Source organism: Terrabacter sp. C0L_2, from assembly GCF_036352015.1.
Classification (GTDB): Bacteria; Actinomycetota; Actinomycetes; order Actinomycetales; family Dermatophilaceae; genus Terrabacter; species Terrabacter tumescens.
The window spans coordinates 392,574-415,177 of record NZ_CP143557.1 but is presented as its reverse complement, the minus strand read 5'-3'; the positions used below and the strand labels follow the sequence as shown (position 1 = coordinate 415,177).

Annotated in this window: 22 protein-coding genes; 12 read left to right on the top strand and 10 right to left on the bottom strand. The window is 72.8% G+C overall.

Annotated elements, in window-relative coordinates; translation table 11 throughout:
* Positions 1-77: 77 nt before the first annotated feature.
* Positions 78-611 carry a Fur family transcriptional regulator gene (locus U5C87_RS01975; protein ID WP_330474970.1) on the bottom strand — a complete coding sequence of 178 codons (534 nt, stop codon included), beginning with the start codon at positions 609-611 and terminating at the stop codon, positions 78-80.
* Positions 612-643: 32 nt separating this feature from the next.
* Between U5C87_RS01975 and tdh the strand changes: the two genes are divergently transcribed.
* Entirely contained in the window at positions 644-1,681 is a 1,038-nt protein-coding gene (gene tdh, locus U5C87_RS01970; RefSeq protein ID WP_030198646.1) for an L-threonine 3-dehydrogenase, read from the top strand.
* A gap of 11 nt (positions 1,682-1,692) precedes the next feature.
* Positions 1,693-2,355 (top strand): alpha/beta fold hydrolase, encoded by a 663-nt coding sequence (locus U5C87_RS01965; RefSeq protein WP_330474969.1) that lies wholly within the window; start codon positions 1,693-1,695, stop codon positions 2,353-2,355.
* 67 nt (positions 2,356-2,422) lie between these two features.
* Here the strand turns inward: U5C87_RS01965 and U5C87_RS01960 are convergent, their stop codons facing one another.
* Complete coding sequence (locus U5C87_RS01960) at positions 2,423-2,803, bottom strand: hypothetical protein (RefSeq protein WP_330474968.1); 381 nt, start codon at positions 2,801-2,803, stop codon at positions 2,423-2,425.
* Positions 2,804-2,946: 143 nt separating this feature from the next.
* On the opposite strand from U5C87_RS01960, the gene U5C87_RS01955 reads away from it, so the two are divergent.
* A complete protein-coding gene (locus tag U5C87_RS01955) occupies positions 2,947-3,513 on the top strand; it encodes a dihydrofolate reductase family protein (protein WP_330474967.1) in 567 nt (188 codons plus the stop codon).
* On the opposite strand, the gene U5C87_RS01950 is transcribed toward U5C87_RS01955, so the two are convergent.
* The 3 genes from U5C87_RS01950 to U5C87_RS01940 form a co-directional block, all read right to left on the bottom strand.
* Positions 3,503-6,766: a CHAT domain-containing protein gene (locus tag U5C87_RS01950; RefSeq protein WP_330474966.1), complete on the bottom strand. Its 3,264-nt coding sequence runs from the start codon at positions 6,764-6,766 to the stop codon at positions 3,503-3,505. The genes U5C87_RS01955 and U5C87_RS01950 overlap by 11 nt on opposite strands.
* A gap of 3 nt (positions 6,767-6,769) precedes the next feature.
* Positions 6,770-7,597 (bottom strand): caspase family protein, encoded by an 828-nt coding sequence (locus U5C87_RS01945; RefSeq protein WP_330474965.1) that lies wholly within the window; start codon positions 7,595-7,597, stop codon positions 6,770-6,772.
* Between the two features lie 88 nt (positions 7,598-7,685).
* On the bottom strand, positions 7,686-8,105 hold the full coding sequence (locus U5C87_RS01940; protein WP_330474964.1) for a TIGR03668 family PPOX class F420-dependent oxidoreductase: 420 nt from the start codon (positions 8,103-8,105) through the stop codon (positions 7,686-7,688).
* Between the two features lie 37 nt (positions 8,106-8,142).
* Here U5C87_RS01940 and U5C87_RS01935 point away from each other — a divergent pair, with 37 nt between their 5' ends.
* Together U5C87_RS01935 and U5C87_RS01930 are read left to right on the top strand one after the other, a co-directional pair.
* Entirely contained in the window at positions 8,143-9,078 is a 936-nt protein-coding gene (locus U5C87_RS01935) for an alpha/beta fold hydrolase (RefSeq protein ID WP_330474963.1), read from the top strand.
* Positions 9,079-9,140: 62 nt separating this feature from the next.
* Positions 9,141-10,334, top strand: coding sequence for a glycine C-acetyltransferase (locus U5C87_RS01930; RefSeq protein ID WP_330474962.1), 1,194 nt, complete (start codon positions 9,141-9,143; stop codon positions 10,332-10,334).
* Between the two features lie 98 nt (positions 10,335-10,432).
* On the opposite strand, the gene U5C87_RS01925 is transcribed toward U5C87_RS01930, so the two are convergent.
* The 3 genes from U5C87_RS01925 to U5C87_RS01915 form a co-directional block, all read right to left on the bottom strand.
* Positions 10,433-11,854, bottom strand: coding sequence for a PepSY-associated TM helix domain-containing protein (locus tag U5C87_RS01925; RefSeq protein WP_330474961.1), 1,422 nt, complete (start codon positions 11,852-11,854; stop codon positions 10,433-10,435).
* A gap of 70 nt (positions 11,855-11,924) precedes the next feature.
* The gene (locus U5C87_RS01920; RefSeq protein WP_330474960.1) at positions 11,925-12,632 is read right to left on the bottom strand and encodes a hypothetical protein; all 708 of its coding nucleotides are present in this window, start codon (positions 12,630-12,632) and stop codon (positions 11,925-11,927) included.
* A gap of 48 nt (positions 12,633-12,680) precedes the next feature.
* Positions 12,681-13,109 carry a pyridoxamine 5'-phosphate oxidase family protein gene (locus U5C87_RS01915; RefSeq protein ID WP_330474959.1) on the bottom strand — a complete coding sequence of 143 codons (429 nt, stop codon included), beginning with the start codon at positions 13,107-13,109 and terminating at the stop codon, positions 12,681-12,683.
* 126 nt (positions 13,110-13,235) lie between these two features.
* On the opposite strand from U5C87_RS01915, the gene U5C87_RS01910 reads away from it, so the two are divergent.
* Both U5C87_RS01910 and U5C87_RS01905 read left to right on the top strand, forming a co-directional pair.
* Positions 13,236-15,278, top strand: a complete 2,043-nt coding sequence (locus tag U5C87_RS01910) for an NAD(+) synthase (protein WP_330474958.1) — start codon at positions 13,236-13,238, stop codon at positions 15,276-15,278.
* A 10-nt stretch (positions 15,279-15,288) separates the two neighbouring features.
* Complete coding sequence (locus U5C87_RS01905) at positions 15,289-15,789, top strand: GNAT family N-acetyltransferase (RefSeq protein WP_330474957.1); 501 nt, start codon at positions 15,289-15,291, stop codon at positions 15,787-15,789.
* 25 nt (positions 15,790-15,814) lie between these two features.
* Here U5C87_RS01905 and U5C87_RS01900 read toward each other — a convergent pair whose 3' ends face one another.
* Both U5C87_RS01900 and U5C87_RS01895 read right to left on the bottom strand, forming a co-directional pair.
* On the bottom strand, positions 15,815-16,855 hold the full coding sequence (locus U5C87_RS01900) for a zinc-dependent alcohol dehydrogenase family protein (protein ID WP_330476650.1): 1,041 nt from the start codon (positions 16,853-16,855) through the stop codon (positions 15,815-15,817).
* 26 nt (positions 16,856-16,881) lie between these two features.
* Positions 16,882-17,349 (bottom strand): Hsp20/alpha crystallin family protein, encoded by a 468-nt coding sequence (locus U5C87_RS01895; RefSeq protein WP_330474956.1) that lies wholly within the window; start codon positions 17,347-17,349, stop codon positions 16,882-16,884.
* A gap of 287 nt (positions 17,350-17,636) precedes the next feature.
* Between U5C87_RS01895 and U5C87_RS01890 the strand changes: the two genes are divergently transcribed.
* The 5 genes from U5C87_RS01890 (at position 17,637) to U5C87_RS01870 (ending at position 22,599) form a co-directional block, all read left to right on the top strand.
* Positions 17,637-18,968: an AMP-binding protein gene (locus U5C87_RS01890; RefSeq protein WP_330474955.1), complete on the top strand. Its 1,332-nt coding sequence runs from the start codon at positions 17,637-17,639 to the stop codon at positions 18,966-18,968.
* Positions 18,969-19,049: 81 nt separating this feature from the next.
* Entirely contained in the window at positions 19,050-20,063 is a 1,014-nt protein-coding gene (gene pdhA / locus U5C87_RS01885) for a pyruvate dehydrogenase (acetyl-transferring) E1 component subunit alpha (RefSeq protein WP_330474954.1), read from the top strand.
* Positions 20,060-20,236, top strand: coding sequence for a hypothetical protein (locus U5C87_RS01880; RefSeq protein WP_330474953.1), 177 nt, complete (start codon positions 20,060-20,062; stop codon positions 20,234-20,236). The genes pdhA and U5C87_RS01880 overlap by 4 nt, the downstream gene beginning before the upstream one ends.
* 55 nt (positions 20,237-20,291) lie before the next feature.
* A complete protein-coding gene (locus tag U5C87_RS01875; protein ID WP_330474952.1) occupies positions 20,292-21,158 on the top strand; it encodes an alpha-ketoacid dehydrogenase subunit beta in 867 nt (288 codons plus the stop codon).
* Positions 21,151-22,599: a 2-oxo acid dehydrogenase subunit E2 gene (locus U5C87_RS01870; protein WP_330474951.1), complete on the top strand. Its 1,449-nt coding sequence runs from the start codon at positions 21,151-21,153 to the stop codon at positions 22,597-22,599. Before U5C87_RS01875 ends, U5C87_RS01870 begins: the two co-directional genes overlap by 8 nt.
* Positions 22,600-22,604: the final 5 nt, after the last annotated feature.

Sequence of the window (22,604 nt, the reverse complement as noted above, 5' to 3'; positions counted from 1 at the left end):
CCCGTCGACCGCGTGGCGCGCTGCTGGGCGCGAGCGCGCCTCCCCTCCAGTCAACTCCGTGCCGAGCGGCCCGGCGCTCAGGTGTGAGCGATGCCTCCGTCGGCGCACTCGCGGCACGTGCCGAGCAGGGCCGCGTGCCCGGTGTCGAGGACGAAGCCGAGCTGCTCCCGCAGCTGCGCCGCGACCGCGTCGAACGTGTGCGGCGGCACGTCGAGCACGCGACCGCACGTATGGCACTGGACGTGCGCGTGGTGGACCAGGCGGGCATGGCGGGCGGCATCGTGGTCGTGGCCCGCCGGCGCCTCGGTGAGGTGGTAGACCGTGGCCGCGCCGCCGAGGTGCACGTGCGAGAGCACTCCCGTCTCGACGAGCGAGGTGAGGGTGCGGTAGACGGTGGCCCGGTGCACGGTCGGCTCGACGTCGGCCACCCGCGCGCCGATCTGCTCGGCCGTCAGGTGCTCGTCGGCGAGGTCGGCGGCGTCGACGACGCGCAGGACGGCATACCTCGCCGGGGTGACGCGCTCACCCGCGGACCGCAGCCGGGAGACGGCGCCGGCCACGCGGGCACTGTCGCGCGAACTGTCGCGCGCGCTCTCGGGTGACGGGGACATCTGCCCATTATCGGCAGTGGCAGACTCTCCCCGTGCGCGCACTCACCAAGCTGACCGCAGGCCCCGGCCTCTCGCTCGTCGACCGCCCCGAGCCCGAGTGCGGGCCCGCGGACGTCAAGATCCGCGTCATGCGGGCCGGCCTGTGCGGCACGGACCTGCACCTCGCGGGCTGGGACGACTGGGCGGCGGCCACCGTGAAGCCGCCGCTCGTCATCGGCCACGAGTTCTACGGCGAGGTCGTCGAGGTCGGCGAGGACGTGACGGGTGTCGCCATCGGTGACCGCGCGTCCGGCGAGGGCCACATCGTCTGCGGTCGCTGCCGCAACTGCCGCGCCGGCCGGCGCCACCTCTGCATCCGCACCCAGGGCATCGGCGTCAACCGTGACGGCGCCTTCGCCGACTACGTCGTCATCCCGGCGAGCAACGCGTGGGTCCAGCCCGCCGACCTCGACCCCGACCTCGGCGCCGTCTTCGACCCGCTCGGCAATGCGACCCACACGGCGCTGCAGTGGCCGATGGTCGGCGAGGACGTCGTCATCACCGGGGCCGGGCCGATCGGTGTCATGGCCGCCGCGATCGCGCGCCACGCCGGCGCCCGCTACGTCGTCGTCACCGACGCGAGCGACTACCGGCTCGGGCTCGCCGAGCACGCCGGCGCCGACCTGACGATCAACGTGACGCGCGAGAGCCTCGCCGACGCGCAGGCCCACCTCGGCATGAAGGAGGGCTTCGACATCGGCCTCGAGATGTCGGGTGCCGCGCCGGCCGTGAGCGACATGATCGCCAACATGAACCACGGCGGCCGCATCGCGCTCCTCGGCCTGCCGCACCAGTCCTACGAGCTCGACTGGGGCAAGGTCATCACCCACATGATCACGCTCAAGGGCATCTACGGCCGCGAGATGTACGACACCTGGTACGCCATGTCGCAGATGATCGCGACGTCCGAGCGCTTCCGGTCGGCTGTCTCGCAGGTCATCACGCACCGCTTCCCGGCCGAGCAGTGGGAGGAGGCCTTCGAGACCGCGCGGTCCGGCCAGTGCGGCAAGGTCGTCCTCGACTGGAGCTGAGGGGCTTTCGTATGCCGTCCGCTCCCGACCCGCAGGACCGTCCCCGTCCGCTCGTCCTCCTCCACGGCCTCGGCCAGTCGCCGATCGCGTGGCAGGACTTCGTCTCGGCCTACGGCGCCGGCCGCCCGATGACCGCCCCGTGGATGAAGGGCCTCAAGCCCAAGGACCCCGTCGGTTTCGACCTCGGGGCCGCGGCCTCCGGCGTCGCGGACGAGCTCGAGCTGCAAGGGGTGCGGCAGGCCGACTTCGTCGGGGTGTCGGTCGGGGCGAGCGTCGCGCTGCGCCTCGCGGTCGAGCGGCCCGAGCTCGTCGGGCGCCTCGTGCTGGCCGGCGCGCTCGTGCGACCGTCCAAGGGCGCGCTGCGCATGCAGCGGCTCGCGATGCGGCTCGTGCCGGAGAGCAAGCTCGTCGATGCCGGAGTCTCTCGCCCCCGCATGCTCGCGGTGCTCGACGCCCTCAAGGACTTCGACGGCACCGAGTCGCTGCGCTCGGTCACGGCGTCCACGCTCGTCGTCGCCGGGTCCAAGGACAAGGCGGGCGTCGCTGCGGCACAGGAGCTCTCACAGCAGCTGCCCGACGCGCGCGTCCAGGTCATCGACGGTGCCGGACCGCTGGTCAACACCGAGTCGGCGCGCGAGCTCGCCGACCTCACGCACGCCTTCCTCGACAGCTGACCCGCGGTTCGATGTATCCGCGCGGCTCCAGGGCCCCGCGGATACATCGAACGCGGGGGAGGTCGGGTCAGCAGAGGTTGATGCCGCCGGCGTCGAGCAGCTTGGCGACGACCTTCTCGTCGGTGACGGCCGGGACCATCCAGTCCTTGCCGGCCACCGACTTGGTGCCGGTCTTGCACTCGAACGTGCTGACCCGGCGGTCGAGCTGGACGGCCTCGTCGTAGAAGGCGGCCTCGAGCGGCTTGCCGTCGGCGCCCGCACAGGTGATCTTGTGGTCGGCCAGCGAGCCCTCGAAGTCACCGCTCGACGGGCAGACGAGCTCGGCCACGACGGCCCAGGTGGGGTGCGCACCAGCCTCGGGGGACGAGGCCGGGGAGCTGGCGCCGCAGGCGGCGAGGGGGAGGGCGACGGTCGCCGTGGCGCAGGCGAGGAGCAGACGTCGAAGCACGAGAGCGTTCCCTGAGGGTGGGGGATGGAGGGGTCGCGCCCGGAGGTGGTCGGGACGCGAGCGCCGACAACTCTAGAGGGCAGCGACGCCCCGGCCCCACTCGAACGGGTGCCCTGAGCGTGCGGGAGTGACAGAGTCGACACATGGCCCGGCTGCGCATGACGACGATCGCCTCCCTCGACGGCTACGTCAACGACGCGTCGGGCGGCTTCGCCTGGGCCGCACCCGATGCCGAGGTGCACGCCTTCGTCAACGACCTCGAGCGCGACGTCGGCACCTACCTCTGCGGCCGAAGCCTCTACGAGACGATGGTCTACTGGGAGACCGCCCCGACCGACGACACCGGCGACCCCGACGACATCGGGCACGACTACGCCCGGATCTGGGAGGCCGCCGACAAGGTCGTCTACTCCCGCACGCTCGACGCGGTCTCGAGCGAGCGGACGACGCTCGAGCGTGACCTCGACCCGGCGGCCGTCGCCCGGTTCGTCGCCGCGGCCGACCGCGACGTCAGCATCGGCGGCCCGACGCTGGCGGCCGAGGCCCTGCGCGCCGGCATCGTCGACGAGCTGCAGCTGCTGACGGTGCCCGTCGTCGTCGGCGGGGGCACGCGGGCCCTGCCGGACGGCATACGCCTCGACCTCGAGCTGCTCGACGAGCGCCGCTTCGCCGGCGGCACGACGTACGTGAGGTATGCCGTCAGGCGGTGACCGTGCCCCCGGGGACCTCCGCGCCCTCCCCGTCCGCAGACTCCGTCGTGCCGTCGGTCGGGGTGTCGAGGGCGACGAGCCCGTCGTGGAGCGTGCGCAGGAAGGCGACGCGGCGGTGCGCCTCGGTCCCGGCCATGACGAGCAGGAAGTCGACCTGGTCGCGGACCTGGCGCAGCTGCTCCTCGCTGCCCAGCTCGCTCGCGCGGCGGTAGAGGTCGAGGGCCTGCTGCGCCTCGTCCGCCGTGGCACGCGGGCTCCACAGGGCTGCGAGCACGAGCAGGTCGGCGTAGACCGCGACGGTCCAGAAGGTCGGGGCGAGGTAGGCCTCCTCGCGCGCCGCCTTGAGGGCGTCGTCGATGAGGTCGCGGGCCTCGGACCGGTCGAGCGCCGTCCGGCCCTCGACCGCGCGCCAGCGCAGGGCCAGCTCGGCGGCCAGCCAGTTGGCGAGCGCGCCGTGCCGGCGCCGGTCGGTGGCCCCCGAGGCGGTGCGCGCCGCGGCGTACCACTCCGACATCGCGACGAGGGCCTGGTGGGTCTGCGTCCAGTCGCCGGTGTGCGGGCCGCCCGGGCGCTCGGGGCAGGTGACGAGCGCGAGGCGCTTGTAGGCGCTGGCCACCCGCCACAGCCGGTCGATGCCGACCCCGCCGGGCGACGGGTGGGTGTCGCCCGGCAGGAAGGCCGTCCGCTCCGGTGCATGGGCGCCGAGCACGAGGGACGCCGGGTTGTCGAGCAGCGCGCGCAGGCGCTCGATGGCCGACTCGATGGTGGCGACCGCGTCGTCGACGGCGTCCTCGCTCGTGGCCGCAGCCCGCACCACCTGGTCGATCCAGACCTCGAAGTCGCGGACCGTCAGGGCGGTCCCGCCGCTCTCGAGGGTCTGCTGGAAGTACTGCGTGGCGTGGGCGAAGTCGCCGAACTTGTTGTAGGTCCGGGCGATGAGCACCTGCAGCGCATCGTCCTCGCGGTCCTCGGGCGTCAGCGCCTCGTAGAGCTCGCGCAGGCGGTCGAGGCCGTAGCGGGTGTTGCGGCTGACGTCGACCGACTGGCTGAGGTTCTCGATCTCGACCCGCGCCTGCTCGGCGCTCGCGGGCGCCCGCCGGACGGTGGTGGCCCGGTGCACGACGGCGTCGGGCGCCAGCCGGTAGTCCGGGTCGCCGTAGCACTGGTAGGCGCCCCACGTGTTGACCGCCGGGTAGTCGTTCCATGTCTGCCAGCGGGCCGCGCCGAGGGCCTCCCCGAAGGTCAGTCCCGAGAGCATCCGGTCGTAGAGCGTCGTCGCGAAGGTCGACGCCGCACCGTCGTCGACGGCCCAGCCGCAGGCCACGACGGCCCGGACCCCGATGTCGATGAGCTCGGTCGCGAAGCTCGCTGCGAGCCGGTGGTAGTTGCCCGTGCGCGGCGCCGGGCCGCTCGTGCCACCCGGGCCCGGGACGCCTCCCGGGCCGGCCGGACCGCCCGGGGCGCCGGTGCCGACGGCGCCGACCGGGGCGACGGGCCCCATCGACCCGAGGTGGCAGCAGTTGACGACGACGAGCTCGGGGACCTGCCTCATCTGGCCCACCTCGCCCGCGGTGAGGTACATCCCGTTGCCCAGGACCATGCCCGTCACCGTGGCGTCCGTGCCGTCACCGAGCGGCCACTCGTAGACGCCGTGGCCCGCGAGGTGGACGACGCGGTAGGACGACGCGAAGAGCGCCTGGACGACCTTGGTGCCGCTCTCGGCGATGAGCGGCTCGGCGTCGAACCCGCTGGCCCGCAAGGCTTCTGCGACGTCGCGGGCCTCGCGTTGCGCAGCAGGCAGGGCACTGAGGCCGCTCGCGGTGTCGCCGACGACGAGGGCCCGGCTGCTCGTCGCCGAGAGCACGTGGCTGCGCATCGACGATCCCTCGAGCTGCCGCACGAGGCCACGGCGCACGCCGAGCGGCTCGCGGTCCTCCTGCGTGCCCTGGTCGTCGAGCAGCTCCCACGGGTAGTGCGCGGAGCCGCGGTCGACGAGGAGCACGAGGTTGTCGGTGTCGGGGGCCTGCGCCTTGAGGTCGTTGGGGAAGAGCAGCTCGAAGAGGGTCCGGGCCGCCGACGGGTCGGGCGACGGCGAGTCGACGAGCGACTCGACGAGCCGGTCGACGAGGGCCCGCTGCGTCGGGACGGTGCGCGTCGGGGTCCCGGCCCGCCGGGTGGAGGCCTCGAAGGTGAGGCTCCCGTCGGCCTCGCTGCGCACGCGCACCTGCTGCCACCAGCCGGAGGGCTCGGAGAAGAGCAGCCGGCGCTGGCGTCCGGGGCGCTCCTCGAGGCGCAGGTCGGCCGTGAAGGAGTCGGCGAGCTCTCCGCTCGTCAGGGACGACCCGAGCGCCTCGACCGCCTGGAGCGCGCGGTCCTGCCACAGCTCGATGACCTCGAGCTCGGCGATGTGCACGCCGAGCTCCGTGTCGGCCAGCCGGTCGTTGGCGCGCTGCACGCCGGTCAGCAGGGCCTGCACGCTGTCGCGCACGGGCAGGCCGCCCTGCCCGGTGCCGATGAGCAGGCTGGAGAGGCGCAGCTGGAGCACCTCGGTGCTGGTGGCGGACGCCCCGCCGGTGAGGTGGCCGAGGGCCGCGGTCAGCGACGCGTGCGCGACGGCGCGTGCGAGCGTCGCCGCGCTGAGGCCTCCGATCGGGCCGAGGCCCGCGACGACGGCGCCGGGCGGCCGGGTCCACTGCTCGGGGTCGGTGAAGACCTGGCAGGTCTCGATGGGTCCCGGGTAGATCCCGAGCAGCGCGGCCCGGGACAGCCGGCCGTCGAGCAGCTCGTCGAGGGCACCCTCGCCACCGACGAGGGTGCTGCCCGGGTAGTGGCCGACGAGGACGTGGTGGCGGGCAAAACGCAGGTCGCCGTGCGAGATCCGCACGCGGGTCAGGGGTCGCGACGGGTCGGCGTCGGGGTCGACCTCCTCGGCCGCCGGCGCGGTCCGCGCGGGGGTCGCCACCGGCGCTGCGGGCGCAGGCGCGGGAGGTGTGACGACCGGGGAAGCGGCAGGTGGCGCGGCCGGCGGTGGAGCCGCTGCAGCCGGGGGCGCCGGGGGCACTGGCTCCGTCCCGCGTTCCCCGGGCAGCGCGGCGTGCTCATCGGGGCCCGTCGCCCCGGTCGGCTCCGGCAGGTCCTCCTGCCCGGTGGGCTCGGGAAGGAACTGCTCGGGGAGGACGGGTGCCCCCTCGGGTGGCGTGACGGCATACGGCTCGGGCTGCGTCGGGGACGTGCCGCCCACGAGGGTCGACACGGCTCAGTCCCCCGCGGACAGGAAGGTCTGGTCGAGGCGCGGGGCGCGGCCCTCGAGCTGCGGCACCTGGTCGTAGCTGCCGGTGAGGCCCGCGAGGGTGCGGGCGTGCAGGCGCCGGTAGGTCGCCTGCGGGTCCTCCCGCATGGCGCGCACGAGGTAGTAGGTGAGGGCGCCGTTGTACGTGCCGTCGATGTACGCGTCCGCCGAGGTCTGGTCGTCGCGGCAGCCGCTCACGAGGGTCTCGGGCATGTCGACGACGTGGACGTCCTCCTCGCGGCGCCGCCTCCGGCTGCGGCGAGGGGTGCCCGTGTGCTCGCCGCCGCGCTCCTCGTCGTCGGGGTTCGGCAGGAAGCGCGGCAGGATCTCGGGCGGTGGTGCGTCCGGGCGGACCGGCGCGCGGGTGTTGCTGCCCGAGTGGCAGCAGTCCATGACGACCGTGAGCGAGGCCCCGGGGTCGAGGCGGTCGAACGTCGTCCGGAGCCAGTCGTCGGTGAGCGGGTCGTTCCAGTCGAGGTCGTGGGGGCAGAGGATCTCGTCGCGGCCGTCGGTCGTCTCGTCACCGTTGGTGTCGGGCACGTTGGACCCGTGCCCCGAGTAGTGCAGGTAGAGCACGTCACCCGGTTTGGCCGAGTCGACGAGGTCGCTGATCGCCCCGGTCATCGCGGCCTTGGTCGCCGCGCCGTCGAGCAGCGTGGTGATGTCGGACTCGGCGAAGCCGTAGAGCTCGGTCAGGGCAGCGGCGACGTCGTTCACGTCGTTGACGCAGCCGCGGAGGTTGGCCCCCGGGATCGCGTACTCGTTGACGCCGATGAGCAGCGCGCGCTTGGACATGGTCAGCTCCTTCGACCCACGGCCGTGCGGCAGGCGCGACGGCCCCTGCGAACCAGTGTTCTCCTCCCTGCCCGCTGATACATCCGGTTCAGGAGGAGTGGCCGTGGCTCCATCCCGACCACCGGGTGACGTTGACCCGCACGAAGGGACCGGCGGGCCGGTGCGCTGCGTACTGCGGGTACTTCAGCGCGAGCGAGTCCAGGGCCTCCGCCGTCCCGGCGGCCCCCAGCTCGACGACCTCGGCCCGGCCTTCCGCCCTCACCCACCACAGCTGCGTCCAGTCGTCGTCGTAGTGGTCGACGAGCAGGGCGACGGAGGGGTTGGCCTCGATGTTGGCGAGCCGCTGCAGCGCCCGCGTCGACTTGGGCTTGTCGTCGACGGCGCTCCACACGACGTCGCCGCTGACGACGAAGACGACCGGCACGAGGTGGGGCCGCCCGCCGGGGCGCACCGTCGCGAGCCGCGCCACCCGTGCCGCCGCGAACCGCGCCCGCACGTCCTCGTCCACCTGCCCGAGCCTAGGCCCGGCGTGGTTGCATGAGGGCATGTCGACCCCGGAGACGCACAAGACGCACGAGACCCCCGAGACGCACGAGACGCACCTCGTCCGCACCCCCGACGGCCGCGACCTCGAGGTCCTCGTGACCGGCCCGGAGGACGGGCTGGCGCTCGTCTTCCACCACGGCACCCCGCAGGCCGCGGTGCCCTTCGGCATCCTCGAGCGGCCGGCCGTCGAGCGTGGCCTGCGGACGATCACCTGCTCGCGACCGGGCTACGGACGCTCGACCCCGCGGACCGACGCGGCCACGACGGCGACCGTCGCGGACGACGCGGCCGACACGGCGGTCGTGCTCGACGCCCTGGGCCACGACACCTTCGTCACCCTCGGCTGGTCGGGGGGTGGCCCGCGGGCGCTCGCGTGCGCGGCCATGCTCCCGGGCCGCTGTCTGGCCGCGACGTCCGGCGTCGGCATCGCCCCGCCGGACGCCGAGGGGCTCGACCTCACGGCGGGCATGGGACCCGAGAACGTCGCGGAGTACGCCGCGGTGGCCGCCGGCCCCGAGGCCCTGATGGCCTTCCTCGAGGAGCACGGCCTACCGGTCCTGCGTGCGAGCGCCGACGAGATCGTCGACGAGCTGAGCGGGCTGCTCCCGCCGGTCGACCGGGCCGCCATGACGGGTGAGCTGGGCGAGTACCTCGCCGCGGCCTCGCGCCACGCCGGCGCCCAGGGCATCGTCGGCTGGCGCGACGACGACCTGACCCACACCCGCCCGTGGGGCTTCGACCTCGCTGCGGTCCGGGTGCCGACGGCGGTCTGGCAGGGCACCGAGGACCTCATGGTCCCCTTCGCCCACGCGCAGTGGCTCGCAGCCCACGTCGCAGGCACCCGACCGCACCTCGTCGAGGGCGAGGGGCACGTGTCGCTGCTCATGCGGATGGGTGACATCCTCGACGACCTGCTCGCGATGGCAGGCCGCTGAGGACCGCGCCACACGGCATACGCTGGGTGGCGCACCTCCCCGCCGACCCGCGAAGGACACCGATGTACGGCTCAGTCAAGGACGAGATCGCCGCGACCCTGCAGGAGATCAAGGACGCCGGCCTCTACAAGAACGAGCGGGAGCTGACCTCGCCGCAGTCGGCGCACGTGACGACCCTCAAGGCCGAGGCGCTCAACTTCTGCGCCAACAACTACCTCGGCCTGGCCAACGACCCGACCGTGGTCGAGGCGTCGAAGAAGGCGCTCGACGAGTGGGGCTTCGGCATGGCGTCGGTCCGCTTCATCTGCGGCACCCAGACGCTGCACACCTCGCTCGAGCACCAGCTCAGCGAGTTCCTCGGCACCGAGGCGACGATCCTCTACTCCTCGTGCTTCGACGCCAACGGCGGTGTCTTCGAGGTGCTCTTCGGGGCCGAGGACGCGATCATCAGCGACGAGCTCAACCACGCCTCGATCATCGACGGCGTGCGGCTGTCCAAGGCGATGCGCTACCGCTACAGGAACGCCGACATGACCGACCTGCGGGCGCAGCTCGAGGCCGCCGTCGCTGCGGGCGCCAAGCGCAAGGTCGTCGTCACCGACGGCGTCTTCTCGATGGACGGGTCGTATGCCCCGCTCGACGAGATCTGCGACCTGGCCGACGAGTTCGGTGCCCTCGTCTTCGTCGACGACTCGCACGCGGTCGGCTTCGTCGGCGACGGCGGCCGTGGCACGCCCGAGCTCTTCGGCGTCATGGACCGCGTCGACATCCTCACCGGCACGCTCGGCAAGGCGCTCGGCGGCGCCTCCGGTGGCTACGTCAGCTCGCACCAGGAGATCGTCGATCTGCTGCGCCAGCGCTCGCGGCCCTACCTCTTCAGCAACTCCGTCGCCCCGTCGGTCGTGGCCGGCTCGATGGCCGCCCTCCAGCTCGTCGAGAGCTCGGCCGAGAAGCGCGAGACGCTCAAGGCCAACACGGCGCTCTTCCACTCGCTCATGACCGAGGCCGGCTTCGAGCTGCTTCCGGGCACCCACCCCATCCGCCCGGTGATGTTCCCCGGCGAGGACGGCGCCCGGCAGGCCGCCCAGATCGCCGACCACATGCTCGGCAACGGCGTCTACGTCATCGCCTTCAGCTTCCCCGTCGTGCCGCGCGGCAAGGCCCGCATCCGCGTGCAGCTCTCGGCCGCGCACTCCGAGGCCGACGTGCGTGCATGCGTCGACGCGTTCGTCGCGGCCCGGGACGCCGTCGGCTGACCGGTCGTTCCGCTCCTTGTCAGCGCCGGGGCTCTTCGTCGGTGACACACCACTGACGAAGAGCCCCGTTCGCCGACAGACGGACCGAGCAGCGCCCGCTACCTGGCCGCGTCGAGCCGCCGCGCGAGGCCTGGCACGCGCCGGACGACGAACCGGTCGAGCAGCAGCACGAGCACGAGTGATGCGCCGAAGACCGGCAGGAGCACGGCCAGCCCCACGACGAGCACGGCAAGCAGCGGCGACGCAGCGAACGGCATACGTCCTCGGGGAGCTCCGACGGAGCCGGCCCCGCGCGGGCGTCGCCGCCACCACATGAGCGGGCCGGTCACGCACGACACGACGACCGCGACGCAGAAGAGCGCCGTGACCCAGAAGTTCACCGTGCCGAAGCGACGCCCCTCGTGCAGCGCGATGCCCTGGCTCACGACCTTGGCGAGCGCCGGGTAGTCGTCGTAGCCGTAGGTACTGACGGCCTGCCCGCCGAACCGGTCGACGTGGACGGTGCGCTCGGCGGTGGGGTCGTCGAACGCGTAGCCGATGACGGAGTAGACGCCGCGCTCGTCGGAGGGCAGGGCCACCGTCATCGGGTGCGCGAGGCCGGACCGCGACCCGACCTCCACGGCCGTGTCGAGGTCGGCCGCACTGACCTCGTCGTCGTCCTGCGGGTTCGACTGGGGCACAGGGCTCTTGCCCTGTCCCCAGGGCACGGCGTGGTGGCTGTGCGGCAGCGACTCGTCCAACGTCGACGTCGGGTCCGACAGGGCCCCGGGGTCCTCGGCCCACATCGACGTGCCACGGTCCGTGGCGAGCCTCTGCACCTGCTCGCCCCAGACGCCCGTCCACGGGAGGCCGGAGACGACGAGGAGCAGCAGGCCGACCCCGACGAACACCCCCGTGCGGGCGTGGAGGCTGCGCAGGCGCGCGTTCGGGGCGCCGGCGAGCCGCTGGCGGCGCCGTGCCCGGCGGCCCCTGAAGAAGAGGACGTAGCCGGTGACCGCCATGACGATCGCCCAGCACGCGCCGAGCTCGAGGAGGGTGTCGCCGAGCCGGCCGGCCATGAGGTCGGCGTGCAGCCGGACGGCCGTGCCACTGATCGTCGAGTCGGGATCGAGGGAGCCGAGCACGCGCACCGTGTAGGGGTCGACGAAGACGTCGCGGGTCAGCCCCTGCGCGGTCTCGACGGTGAAGCGCGAGCTGTCGTCCACGCCGGCCGGCTCGGTGAACGACACGACGGTCGCGCCCGGGTCAGCCTCCTGGACGGCTTCGAGCTGGGTCTGCCACGGCTGCGTCAGCTGGCCCTGCGCGTGCTCGACGCGCATGAGGTCGGGATGCAGGAGCGGCTCGATCTGGAAGCGGAAGAGGTAGACGAGGCCGGTGACGGCCAGGACGAGCAGCACCGGCACGACGACGGCGGAGGCGTAGAAGTGCCATCGCCAGAAGGCTCGGAAGAGGCCGCTGGTGGGTCGGCGGGCGTTGCCTGGGTGGGGTTTCGGGCGTGCGGGATCGTCGACGACGGACATGCGTGGAGCTCCTCGGGCATGACGGTAGGGGGCAGCGCCCGGTCTCTCGCCGGGGCTGCAGGGGGTGGTGTCAGGTGAGGAGGAGAGATGGTGGGCCGCGCCGCACCGGGGTGCGGGCGCGCCACACGTCGGAGGGCGCGGGCGCGTCCGACGGATGCGGGCGTGGGCCGCGGAGGCCGCTGGTGGCGAGGCCGAGGGCGTGCCAGAGGGTGACGGCGCCGTGGGTCAGGGCGCGGACGACCTCGGTCGTCGCCGCGCCGAGGAACGCGAGCAGGAGGCACGCCACCCACCACGACCGCTCCCCACGGGTGAGGACCACGCCGAGGGCGAGCGCCGCGACCGCGTGCGCCAGGAGCATCGCCGGACTCGGCAGCAGGTCGGTCAGCGCGCCAGACATCGCCGGGTCGGTCAGGCCGCCCGAACCCGCGGTGCCGGTCCCGATGCGCCCGAGAGGACGTATGCCGTGTGCTTCGTGGGTGGGACCCGTGGCCCCTCCGTGGGCGGTCGGGTCACCGGCCAGCGCCGCGAGCCCGTGCACGACGTGGGCGACGACCTGGAGGGCGACGAGCAGCGCCGTGGCCGGGAGGGCCGACAGGCGGGCTCGTACGAACGGCAGGGTCGCGCCGGTGAGCAGGGCCGTCGCGACGACGACGCCGCTCCCGGAGATGAGGTGGCCACCACCGATCGCGTGGGCGATCGTGGCGCCGCCCGAGGCCGTGGCCGCGAGCACGAGCGCGCGTGCGGTCTGCGCGTGCGGGCTCGGAGCGGTGGACGGCACGGGCCAAGGGTAGGCGACGTGGTCCTGACGGTCAGCCCGCCAGCCGGCTCAGCCGGTGGGCAGGTCCCGCAGCCAGGGCCGCGTCAGGTCGAAGCGGCGCCCCGAGATCTCGTCGACCTCGATGGCGACGACGACCGACTTCGGGGTGTCGACCCACGGCCGGACCGGCAGGCGCTCGACGACGTAGGCGGCCTGGCCCTCGAGGGTGCGTGCGCGCCCGCGACAGATGACGCTCGTCGCGCGCTCACCGACGATCTCGTCGACCTCGAAGGCGACGTCGGTGTTGGCCGTGACGCCGAAGAGCTTGCTGCCCTCGGCGGTCTTGAAGACGAGGCGGTCGCCGTCGACGGCGTAGTTGATCGGGGTGATGTGCACCTCGCCGACCAGATGGAAGGCGAGCCGGCCGAACTCGTGCGACCGCAGGAAGCCCCAGGACTCCTCCGGGTGAAGGACGTGGACCGGGTCGTGGTCAGTCATGGCGACCTCCTTGGTATGCCGAATGGCGACTGCCTGGCTACTACCCATGGTAGTAACAACCGCGTCCGACGCACCGGGCCGTGTGACGAGTCCCCTGTCACACGAGGCGTGCGATTGACTGTGCCCATGGACTTCTACAGCTCGTGGGCCCAGGGGTTCGCGCGGGTCGCGGCGTGCACGCTGCCGATCGTCGCCGTCGACCCCGAGCGCAACGCCGACGCCGTCATCGCCCAGCTGCGCGACCTCGACGACGACGGCGTGGGGCTCGCGATCTTCCCCGAGCTGTGCCTGTCGGGCTACGCCATCGACGACCTGTTCCTCCAGGACACGCTGCTCGACGCCGTCGACGACGCCCTGGCTCGCATCGCCGAGGCCACCGCCGACCTGCGCCCCGTGGTCGTCGTCGGCGCGCCGCTCGAGAAGGGCTCGCGCGTCTACAACTGCGGCGTCGTGATCCATCGCGGTCGCATCATCGGCGTGGCCCCGAAGTCCTACCTGCCGACCTACCGCGAGTTCTACGAGCGGCGGCACTTCGCGCCGGGCGACGACCAGCGCGGCCAGAGCATCGACGTCGCGGGCGACCGGGTCCCGTTCGGTCCCGACCTGCTCTTCCGCGCAACCGACGTGCCCGGCTTCGTGCTGCACGTCGAGGTGTGCGAGGACATGTGGGTGCCCGTCCCGCCGAGCCACGAGGCCGCGCTCGCCGGCGCCACGGTGCTGACCAACATCTCCGGCTCGCCGATCACGGTCTCGCGTGCCGAGGACCGCCACCTGCTCGCCCGCAGCGCCTCCGCCCGCTGCCTCGCGGCCTACCTGTATGCCGCAGCCGGCGAGGGCGAGAGCTCGACCGACCTCTCGTGGGACGGCATGACGATGGTCTACGAGAACGGGGCCCTCCTCGCACAGAGCGAGCGCTTCCCCGAGGGGGCGCGCGCCTCGGTCGCGGACATCGACCTCGACCTGCTCCGCCAGGAGCGGCAGCGGCAGGGCACGTTCGACGACAACCGCCGCACGCTCGCCGCCCGGACCGACGGCTTCCGCACCGTCGAGCTCGAGCTGGACCCGCCGACGGGCGACCTCGGACTGCTCCGCAAGGTCGACCGCTTCCCCTTCGTCCCCGACGACGCGGACCGCCTCGCGCTCGACTGCTACGAGGCCTACAACATCCAGGTCTCCGGCCTCGAGCAGCGGCTGCGTGCCATCGGCCAGCCCAAGGTCGTCATCGGCGTCAGCGGTGGCCTCGACAGCACCCACGCGCTCATCGTCGCGGCCAAGGCCATGGACCGGCTCGACCGGCCGCGCAGCGACATCCTCGCGTTCACGATGCCCGGCTTCGCCACGAGCGACCACACGAAGACCAACGCCATCGCCCTGATGGAGAGCCTCGACGTCACGTGGGAGGAGCTCGACATCCGTCCCGCGGCGACCCAGATGCTCCAGGCCATGGGTCACCCCTTCGGCCGGGGCGAGGAGGTCTACGACGTCACCTTCGAGAACGTCCAGGCCGGCCTGCGCTACGACTACCTCTTCCGCATCGCCAACCAGCGCGGCGGCATCGTGCTCGGCACCGGAGACCTCTCCGAGCTCGCCCTCGGCTGGTGCACCTACGGCGTCGGCGACCAGATGAGCCACTACGGCATCAACAGCGGCGTCCCGAAGACCCTCATGCAGCACCTCATCCGCTGGGTCGTCTCGTCACGGCAGTTCGACGAGGAGGTCGCCGGGACGCTGACCTCCATCCTCGACACCGAGATCAGCCCCGAGCTCGTCCCGGCCAAGGAGGGCGACAAGCCGCAGAGCACCCAGGCGGTGATCGGCCCGTACCCCTTGCAGGACTTCACCCTCTTCCACGTGCTTCGCCGCGGCTACCGCCCGTCCAAGATCGCCTACCTCGCATGGAACGCGTGGCGCGACAGCGAGGCGGGGGAGTGGCCCGCGGGCTACCCCGATGCCGAGCGGACGGCATACGACCTCGCGACGATCCGGCACTGGCTCGAGGTGTTCGTCAAGCGCTACTTCGCCAACCAGTTCAAGCGCTCCGCGCTGCCCAACGGTCCCAAGGTCGTCGCCGGCGGGTCGCTGTCCCCACGGGGCGACTGGCGCATGCCGTCGGACGCGACCTCCGTCGCGTGGCTCAACGAGCTCGACGCGAACGTCCCTGAGAAGTAAGGCGATCCGAGTGGCATCGAAGATCATTGTCCGCGACTACGACGACGCCGACTGGCCCGTCGTGTGGCCGGTCATCGAGGAGGTCGTCCGAGCCGGCGACACCTTCCCGTTCCCCCTCGACCTCACCGAGCAGGAGGCCTGGTCCATCTGGCTCGAGAACGGCCCCGGTGGCCGTGTCACCGTCGCCACCGACGGTGACCGCGTGCTCGGCACGGCGAAGATGGGGCGCAACCGGCCGGGTCCCGGCTCGCACGTCGCGACGGCGAGCTACATGGTCTCCAGCGAGGCGCGCGGCCGTGGCGTGGGCCGTGCGCTCGTCGTCGACTCGCTCGACTGGGCTCGCGAGTCCGGCTACGCCGCAATGCAGTTCAACGCCGTGGTCGCGACGAACACCGGCGCGGTCAGGCTCTACGAAAGCCTCGGCTTCACCGTCGTCGGCACCGTGCCGCGGGCCCACGAGCTCCCGAGCGGGGAGCGCGTGGGCCTGCGCATCATGCACGTCGACCTCTGAGGGTCGACCGGCTGACGAGCTGGGCTCAGCTCGTCAGCACGACCTTGAGGGCGCCGGTGTCCGCCGCCCGGGCGAACGTGTCGTAGGCGTCCATGAACTCGGCCATCGGGAAGCGGTGCGTGACGAACCGCGCCAGGTCGATGTGGTGGGCGGCCAGCAGCCGCAGCAGGGTCGGGGTCGAGTACGTGTCGACGAGTCCCGTGGTGATCGTGACGTTCTTGATCCAGAGCTCCTCCAGGTGCAGGGTGGCCGGGCCGCCGTGGACCCCCACGTTGGCGACAGTGCCACCCGGACGCACCAGGGCGGTGCACTGCTCGAACGTCGGTGCCACCCCCACCGCCTCGATGGCGACGTCGGCCCCGAGACCCTGCGTCAGGTCCCGGAGGATCGCGACGGCGTCCTCGCGCGAGGGGTTCACCGTGATGTCGGCCCCGAACTGCTTGGCCGCCTCGAGTCGGGCATCGGCCAGGTCGATGGCCACGACGTGCGCCGGACTGAAGAGCTTGGCACCCATGATGGCGGAGAGCCCGACCGGGCCGGCGCCCACCACCGCTACGACGTCACCGGGACAGACCCGGCCGTTCAGCACACCGACCTCGTAGCCCGTGGGCCCGATGTCGGCGAGCATGAGTACTTCCTCGTCAGTCACTCCTTCGGGGACGGCATACGTCGACGTGTCCGCGAAGGGGACACGGACGTACTCCGCCTGTGTGCCGTCGATCTTGTGGCCGAGGATCCAGCCGCCGCCACCGATGCACTGGCCGTAGCTGCCCTCGCGGCAGTAGCGGCACGCACCGCACGCGGTGATGCAGGAGACGAGCACGCGGTCACCGACCTTGACGTTCTTGACGCCGGCGCCGACCTGCTCGACGGTCCCGACCGCCTCGTGCCCGAGGATGCGGCCGTCCGTCACGGCGGCGACGTCACCCTTGAGGATGTGCAGGTCGGTGCCGCAGATGGTGACGGTGTCGACCTTGACGATCGCGTCCGTGTCATCCTCGATCATCGGCTTGGCCACCTGCTCCCAGGCCTTCTGCCCGGGGCCGTGGTAGACGAGCGCCCGCATGATGGATCCGTTCCCGGCCATGGCGATCAGCTGATCTCGACGTGCGTCGTCTTGGCCTCGGTGGCCTTGGGCATCGTCACCATGAGCACGCCGTCGGCGAGCGAGGCCGTCACGGCCTTCTCGTCGACCGCGACCGGGAGCACCGCCTCGTAGGTGAAGCTGCCGGACGTCCGCGTCGTGTGACGCAGCGTGCCCTGGCCCTCCTTCTCCGTCGACTTCGTGCCACGCACGCTGAGCCGGCGGCCGGAGAAGTCGATGGTGATGTCCTTCTTGTCCACGCCCGGCAGGTCGAGCTCGAGCGTGAAGGCGTCGTCGGTCTCGCGCAGCTCGCCCCCCGGGGCGAAGTCGCCGACCCCCAGGCCGGGCGACCACATCTGCTCCATGAGGTCCTGCATCCGACCGGCCCACGGTCCCAGCTCGCCCCACGAGAACGGCTCCGGCCGCGGCTGGACGGCCCGGCGCTCGGGGGCCTTCGACCCGGTGTTCGTGCTCATGTCTCCTCCTCGTCGTCGCGCCGCACGGCATCAGCGGCGCCATCACCAGTGCACGTCGGCGAGAGTCCCGAGAAACAGGGCCGTTGGTCCCTACCTGCCCTCGGGACCCGGCGGGACCGTGGCCTCATGGGCGACTTGGCAGTGCAGGGGCGCACCGCGCAGCGGGAGCCGATCGAGCACGTGCCCTCCCTGCGCCGCTCGTCGGCGACTACGCGGAGCGGCGGGGCACCTTCAGCTGGGACGGTGCGCGCGACTGGCTGCAGGGCGACGCCGAGGGCCACGTCAACATGGCCCATGAGGCCGTCGACCGGCACGCGCAGGGCGAGCTCGCCCAGACCGTCGCGATCCGCTTCCTGGCCCGCACGGCGCCAACGGCAGAGCTGACGTACGCGCAGCTGCGCGAGCAGAGCGACATCACCGCCACGGCGCTGCGTCGCATCGGCATCGGCGCCGGCGACGGGGTCTGCACGCTCCTGCCGCGCTCGCCCGAGCTCTACCTGACGGTCCTCGGCACCCTCAAGGCGGGCGCCGTCTACTGCCCGCTCTTCCCGGCGTTCGGGCCCGAGCCGGTCGTGGAGCGGCTGCGGCTCGGCCACATCCGCGTCCTCGTCACCGACACCCAGTCCTACGTGCGCAAGGTCGAGCCGCACCGAGACTTGCTGCCCGAACTCGACCACGTCCTCCTCACCGACGCCGGTGACGCCGATGCTCCCGCGGGGACGACACCGTGGTCGGCGGCGCTGGCAGCCGGCGCGGCGGCATACGACCCCGAGACCTTCACCGTCGCGCCCACCCGGCCGGACGACCCCGCGCTGCTGCACTTCACGAGCGGCACGACGGGCAAGCCGAAGGGCGCCGTCCACGTGCACGAGGCGATCCTGGCCCACCACGTGACGGCGCAGTTCGCGCTCGACCTGCGTCCCGGCGACGTCTACTGGTGCACCGCCGACCCCGGCTGGGTCACGGGCACGTCCTACGGCATCCTCGGGCCGCTCAGCTGCGGCGTCACCATCGTCACCGACTCCGCGGACTTCGACGCGCGGCGGTGGTACCGCATCCTCCAGGACGAGCGCATCACCGTCTTCTACACCGCTCCGACCGCGCTGCGGATGCTGATGCGCGCCGGTGTCGGCCTCGCCCACGAGCACACCTTCCCCGCGCTGCGCCACGTCGTCAGCGTCGGCGAGCCGCTCAACCCCGAGGCCGTCGTGTGGGGTCTCGAGGCGTTCGGCCTGCCGATACACGACACGTGGTGGCAGACCGAGACCGGCGCGATCATGGTGAGCAACTTCCCGGGTATGCCGGTGCGCCCGGGCTCGATGGGCCGCCCGGTCCCAGGGGTGGCGGCCGCCGTGCTGGCCCAGGGAGCGGACGGCCGGGCGGCGGTCGAGGGCGGTCGGGTCCGGGTGCTCGGCCCCGACGAGGTCGGTGAGCTGGCGCTGCGGCCGGGGTGGCCGTCGATGTTCCGCTCCTACCTCGACGACCCAGAGCGCTACGCGAAGGCGTTCGCCGACGGGTGGTACCTCAGCGGCGACCTCGCCCGCATCGACGCCGACGGGGAGCGGCAAGGTGATGCGCCGGCTGCTCAAGGCCCGCGAGCTCGGGCTGCCCGAGGGTGACCTCTCGACGGTCGAGCGGCCCGCCACAGGGGGCGCGACGGAGGTCGCGGGCACGGGCACGACGGAGGGGGAGGGGCGCTCATGACCGAGGAGCTGTTCGTCGAGCTGTTCACCGGGCTGCTGCGCGAGATGATCCGCATCCGCCGCTTCGAGGAGAAGTGCGCCGAGCTCTGCAGCGCTACCAAGATCCGTGGCTTCCTGCACCTGTGCATCGGCGAGGAGGCCGTCGCGGTCGGCGTCGTCGGCGCGCTGGCCGAGGCCGACGCCGTCGTGTCGACCTACCGCGAGCACGGGCACGCCCTCGCCCGGGGCGTGCCCATGGACTCGGTCATGGCCGAGATGTTCGGCCGGGCGACCGGGTGCAGCGGCGGGCGCGGTGGCTCGATGCACCTCTTCGACGCCTCCCGCCGCTTCTACGGCGGCAACGCCATCGTCGCTGGCGGTCTCCCCGTCGCGACCGGGCTCGCGCTCGCCGACCACCTGACCGCCGACCCCGCCGTGACCGTCTGCCTCTTCGGTGACGGCGCCTTCGCCGAGGGCGAGTTCCACGAGAGCGCCAACCTCGCCGCGCTCTGGCACCTGCCGGTCCTCTTCTGCTGCGAGAACAACCGCTACGCGATGGGCACGGCCCTCGCCCGGGAGCACGCGGCCACGGACCTCGCCACGCGAGCCGCGGCATACGGCATGGTGGCCTGGGCGGTCGACGGGATGGACGTCCTCGCCGTGCGGGAGGCGACCGAGCGGGCGCTGGCCTACGTGCGCGACAGCGGGCAGCCGTGCTTCCTCGAGCTGCGGACCTACCGCTACCGCGCGCACTCGATGTACGACCCCGACCGCTACCGCACCAAGGACGAGATCGAGCGGTGGAAGCAGCTCGACCCGATCCAGGCGCTCGCCACCCGGCTCGTCGACGAGAAGCTCATGACGGCAGCCCAGGTCGAGCAGTGGCGGGCGCGGGTCGAGGCCGAGGTCGATGCGGAGATCGCGGCGGCCGTCGAGACCGCGGACGCCGCGCCGCTCGAGCCGGTCGAGGGACTCACCCGGTTCGTGACGACGGTCGCGGGCGAGACGGCTGCGGCGGGGAGTGCGTCATGAGCAGGCATCCCACGACGGCAACCGGGCACAAGGTGACGAGCCGGGGACCCACGGAGCGCACGACGGAGACGGCCGACAGCACGGGAGCGGGCGGCGCCCCCGTCGCGACGACCTACCGCGAGGCCCTGCGCGAGGCCCACCGCGAGGCGCTGCGAGCCGACCCACGGGTCTGACCCACGGGTCTTCCTGCTCGGCGAGGACGTCGGCCGCTACGGCGGGTCGTTCGCCGTGAGCCTCGGGCTGCTCGAGGAGTTCGGCGAGGACCGGATCCGCGACACGCCCCTGTCGGAGTCGGCGTTCACGGGCGCCGGGATCGGCGCGGCACTGCGCGGGATGCGGCCCATCGTCGAGATCATGACGGTCAACTTCAGCCTCCTGGCGCTCGACCAGATCGTCAACAACGCGGCGACCCTGCGGCACATGTCGGGCGGTCAGCTGTCCGTGCCGCTCGTCATCCGCATGACCACCGGCGCCGGGCGACAGCTCGCCGCGCAGCACTCGCACAGCCTCGAGGGCTGGTACGCCTCGATCCCCGGCATCCGCGTGCTCGCCCCGGCGACGCTCGAGGACGCGCGCGGCATGCTCGCGCCGGCGCTCGCCGACCCCGACCCCGTCGTCATCTTCGAGCACGGCTCGCTCTACAACCTCGCTGGCACCCTGCCCGCCGAGCCTGTGGCCGTCGACATCGAGCACGCCGCCGTGCGCCGCAACGGCACCGACGTCACCCTCATCGCGTATGCCGGTGGGCTGGGCAAGGCACTCGCCGCGGCGGACCTGCTTGCGGCAGAGGGCATATCGGCCGAGGTGGTCGACCTCCGGGTGCTGCGCCCGCTCGACGACGAGACAGTCATCGAGTCCGTGACGCGCACGCACCGGGTCGTCGTCGTCGACGAGGCCTGGCGCACCGGCAGCCTCGCGGCCGAGGTGTCGGCGCGGATCGCCGAGCAGGCCTTCTACGAGCTGGACGCCCCGGTCGAGCGGGTCTGTGGCGCAGAGGTGCCCGTGCCCTATCCACACCACCTCGAGGAGGCCGCGCTGCCGCAGCCGGCCGACGTCGTCGCGGCCGCGCGTCGGGCGGTGGGGCCTCGTGGCTGAGTTCCGGATGCCGTCGCTCGGCGCCGACATGGAGTCGGGCAAGCTCGTCGAGTGGCTCGTCAAGGTCGGTGACCCCGTGCACCGGGGCGACATCGTCGCCGTCGTCGAGACGCCGAAGTCGACCGTGGAGGTCGAGTGCTTCGACACCGGCACGGTCGAGGAGCTGCTCGTCGAGGAGGGCGAGACGGTGCCGGTGGGATGGGCCCTGGCCCGGCTCGGCGAGGGTGCGGCAGCCGTGCCGGCAGTCCCGGAACCCGTTGTCGCCCAGCCTGCTCCGCCGACACCCGAGCTCGCGGCGCCTACACCTCCGCGACTCACGGCGCCCGGCCTGTCGCCGGTGCTGCGGCACCGGGCCCGGGAGCTCGGCGTCGACCCGACGACCATCCGGGGCACCGGACGCGACGGGGCCGTCACCCGGCACGACGTCGAGCAGGCGGCCGCTGCTGCTGCCTCCGCAGCCGCCCCACCCGCTGCCGCACCGGTCCCCCTCGTTGCGGCAGCGGCTGGGACGGCCGCGCCGGCAGTGGCGGCACCGACAGCACCGGGTCCGTCGCTGCGGCAGAGGGTCACGCCGCTCGCGCGGCGGCTCGCCGCCGAGGAGAGCGTCGACCTCGCGGCGGTCATCGGCAGCGGGGCGGGCGGCGCGATCCGCGCGGACGACGTGCGCCGCGCGACACGGCATACGACCCCCTCCGTCCCGGCGGCCCCGGTCGCTCCGGTGGCGCCTGAGCCCACCACGACGTCCGAGCCGACCACGGCTGTCACCGCGGGCACGCCGATGAGCGACATGCGCCACAGCATCGCCGCGCTGATGACCGTCTCCAACCGGGAGATCCCGCACTACCACCTCACCCTCACCGTCGACCTGCACCGCAGCATCACGTGGATGAAGGAGCGCAACCGGGAGCTCGAGATGGCCGACCGGCTCGTCCCCGCGGCGCTCCTGCTCGCGGCGACCGCGCGGGCCGCGCGGGCCGTGCCCGAGCTCAACGGGCACTGGGTCGACGGCGGCTTCCGCCCCGCACCCGACGTCGACCTCGGGCTCATCCTGTCGCTGCGCACCGGCGGCCTGCTCGTGCCGGCCATCGCGGGCGCCGACCGCCTCACCGTCGACGAGACGATGGTGCGGATCCGCGAGCTGACCCGTCGGGCCCGGGCCGGGAGGCTGCGTGGGTCCGACCTCGTGCAGCCGAGCATCACCGTGTCCAACCTCGGGGACCAGGGGGTCGACAGCGTGCTCGGCGTCATCTACCCGCCGCAGGTCGCGCTCGTCGGTTTCGGTGCCGTGTCGGAGCGGCCGTGGGCCGTCGACGGGATGCTCGGCGTGCGCCATCTCGTCACGGTCAGCCTCGCGGGGGACCACCGCGCCACCGACGGCGCGACGGGGTCTCGGCTGCTCAAGACGATCGACCGACTGCTGCAGACACCTGAGGAGCTCTGAGCGCC

Coding starts and splice junctions, on each gene's coding strand:
- U5C87_RS01900 (WP_330476650.1), bottom strand. CDS start 16,855: ATGCGGGCGCTCGTCTACCACGGCCCCGGGCAGAAGGCCTGGGAGCAG.
- pdhA (WP_330474954.1), top strand. CDS start 19,050: ATGACCGAGGAGCTGTTCGTCGAGCTGTTCACCGGGCTGCTGCGCGAG.
- U5C87_RS01955 (WP_330474967.1), top strand. CDS start 2,947: ATGGCCCGGCTGCGCATGACGACGATCGCCTCCCTCGACGGCTACGTC.
- U5C87_RS01965 (WP_330474969.1), top strand. CDS start 1,693: ATGCCGTCCGCTCCCGACCCGCAGGACCGTCCCCGTCCGCTCGTCCTC.
- U5C87_RS01935 (WP_330474963.1), top strand. CDS start 8,143: ATGTCGACCCCGGAGACGCACAAGACGCACGAGACCCCCGAGACGCAC.
- U5C87_RS01975 (WP_330474970.1), bottom strand. CDS start 611: ATGTCCCCGTCACCCGAGAGCGCGCGCGACAGTTCGCGCGACAGTGCC.
- U5C87_RS01915 (WP_330474959.1), bottom strand. CDS start 13,109: ATGACTGACCACGACCCGGTCCACGTCCTTCACCCGGAGGAGTCCTGG.
- U5C87_RS01925 (WP_330474961.1), bottom strand. CDS start 11,854: ATGTCCGTCGTCGACGATCCCGCACGCCCGAAACCCCACCCAGGCAAC.
- U5C87_RS01945 (WP_330474965.1), bottom strand. CDS start 7,597: ATGTCCAAGCGCGCGCTGCTCATCGGCGTCAACGAGTACGCGATCCCG.
- U5C87_RS01910 (WP_330474958.1), top strand. CDS start 13,236: ATGGACTTCTACAGCTCGTGGGCCCAGGGGTTCGCGCGGGTCGCGGCG.
- U5C87_RS01895 (WP_330474956.1), bottom strand. CDS start 17,349: ATGAGCACGAACACCGGGTCGAAGGCCCCCGAGCGCCGGGCCGTCCAG.
- U5C87_RS01890 (WP_330474955.1), top strand. CDS start 17,637: ATGGCCCATGAGGCCGTCGACCGGCACGCGCAGGGCGAGCTCGCCCAG.
- U5C87_RS01880 (WP_330474953.1), top strand. CDS start 20,060: ATGAGCAGGCATCCCACGACGGCAACCGGGCACAAGGTGACGAGCCGG.
- U5C87_RS01930 (WP_330474962.1), top strand. CDS start 9,141: ATGTACGGCTCAGTCAAGGACGAGATCGCCGCGACCCTGCAGGAGATC.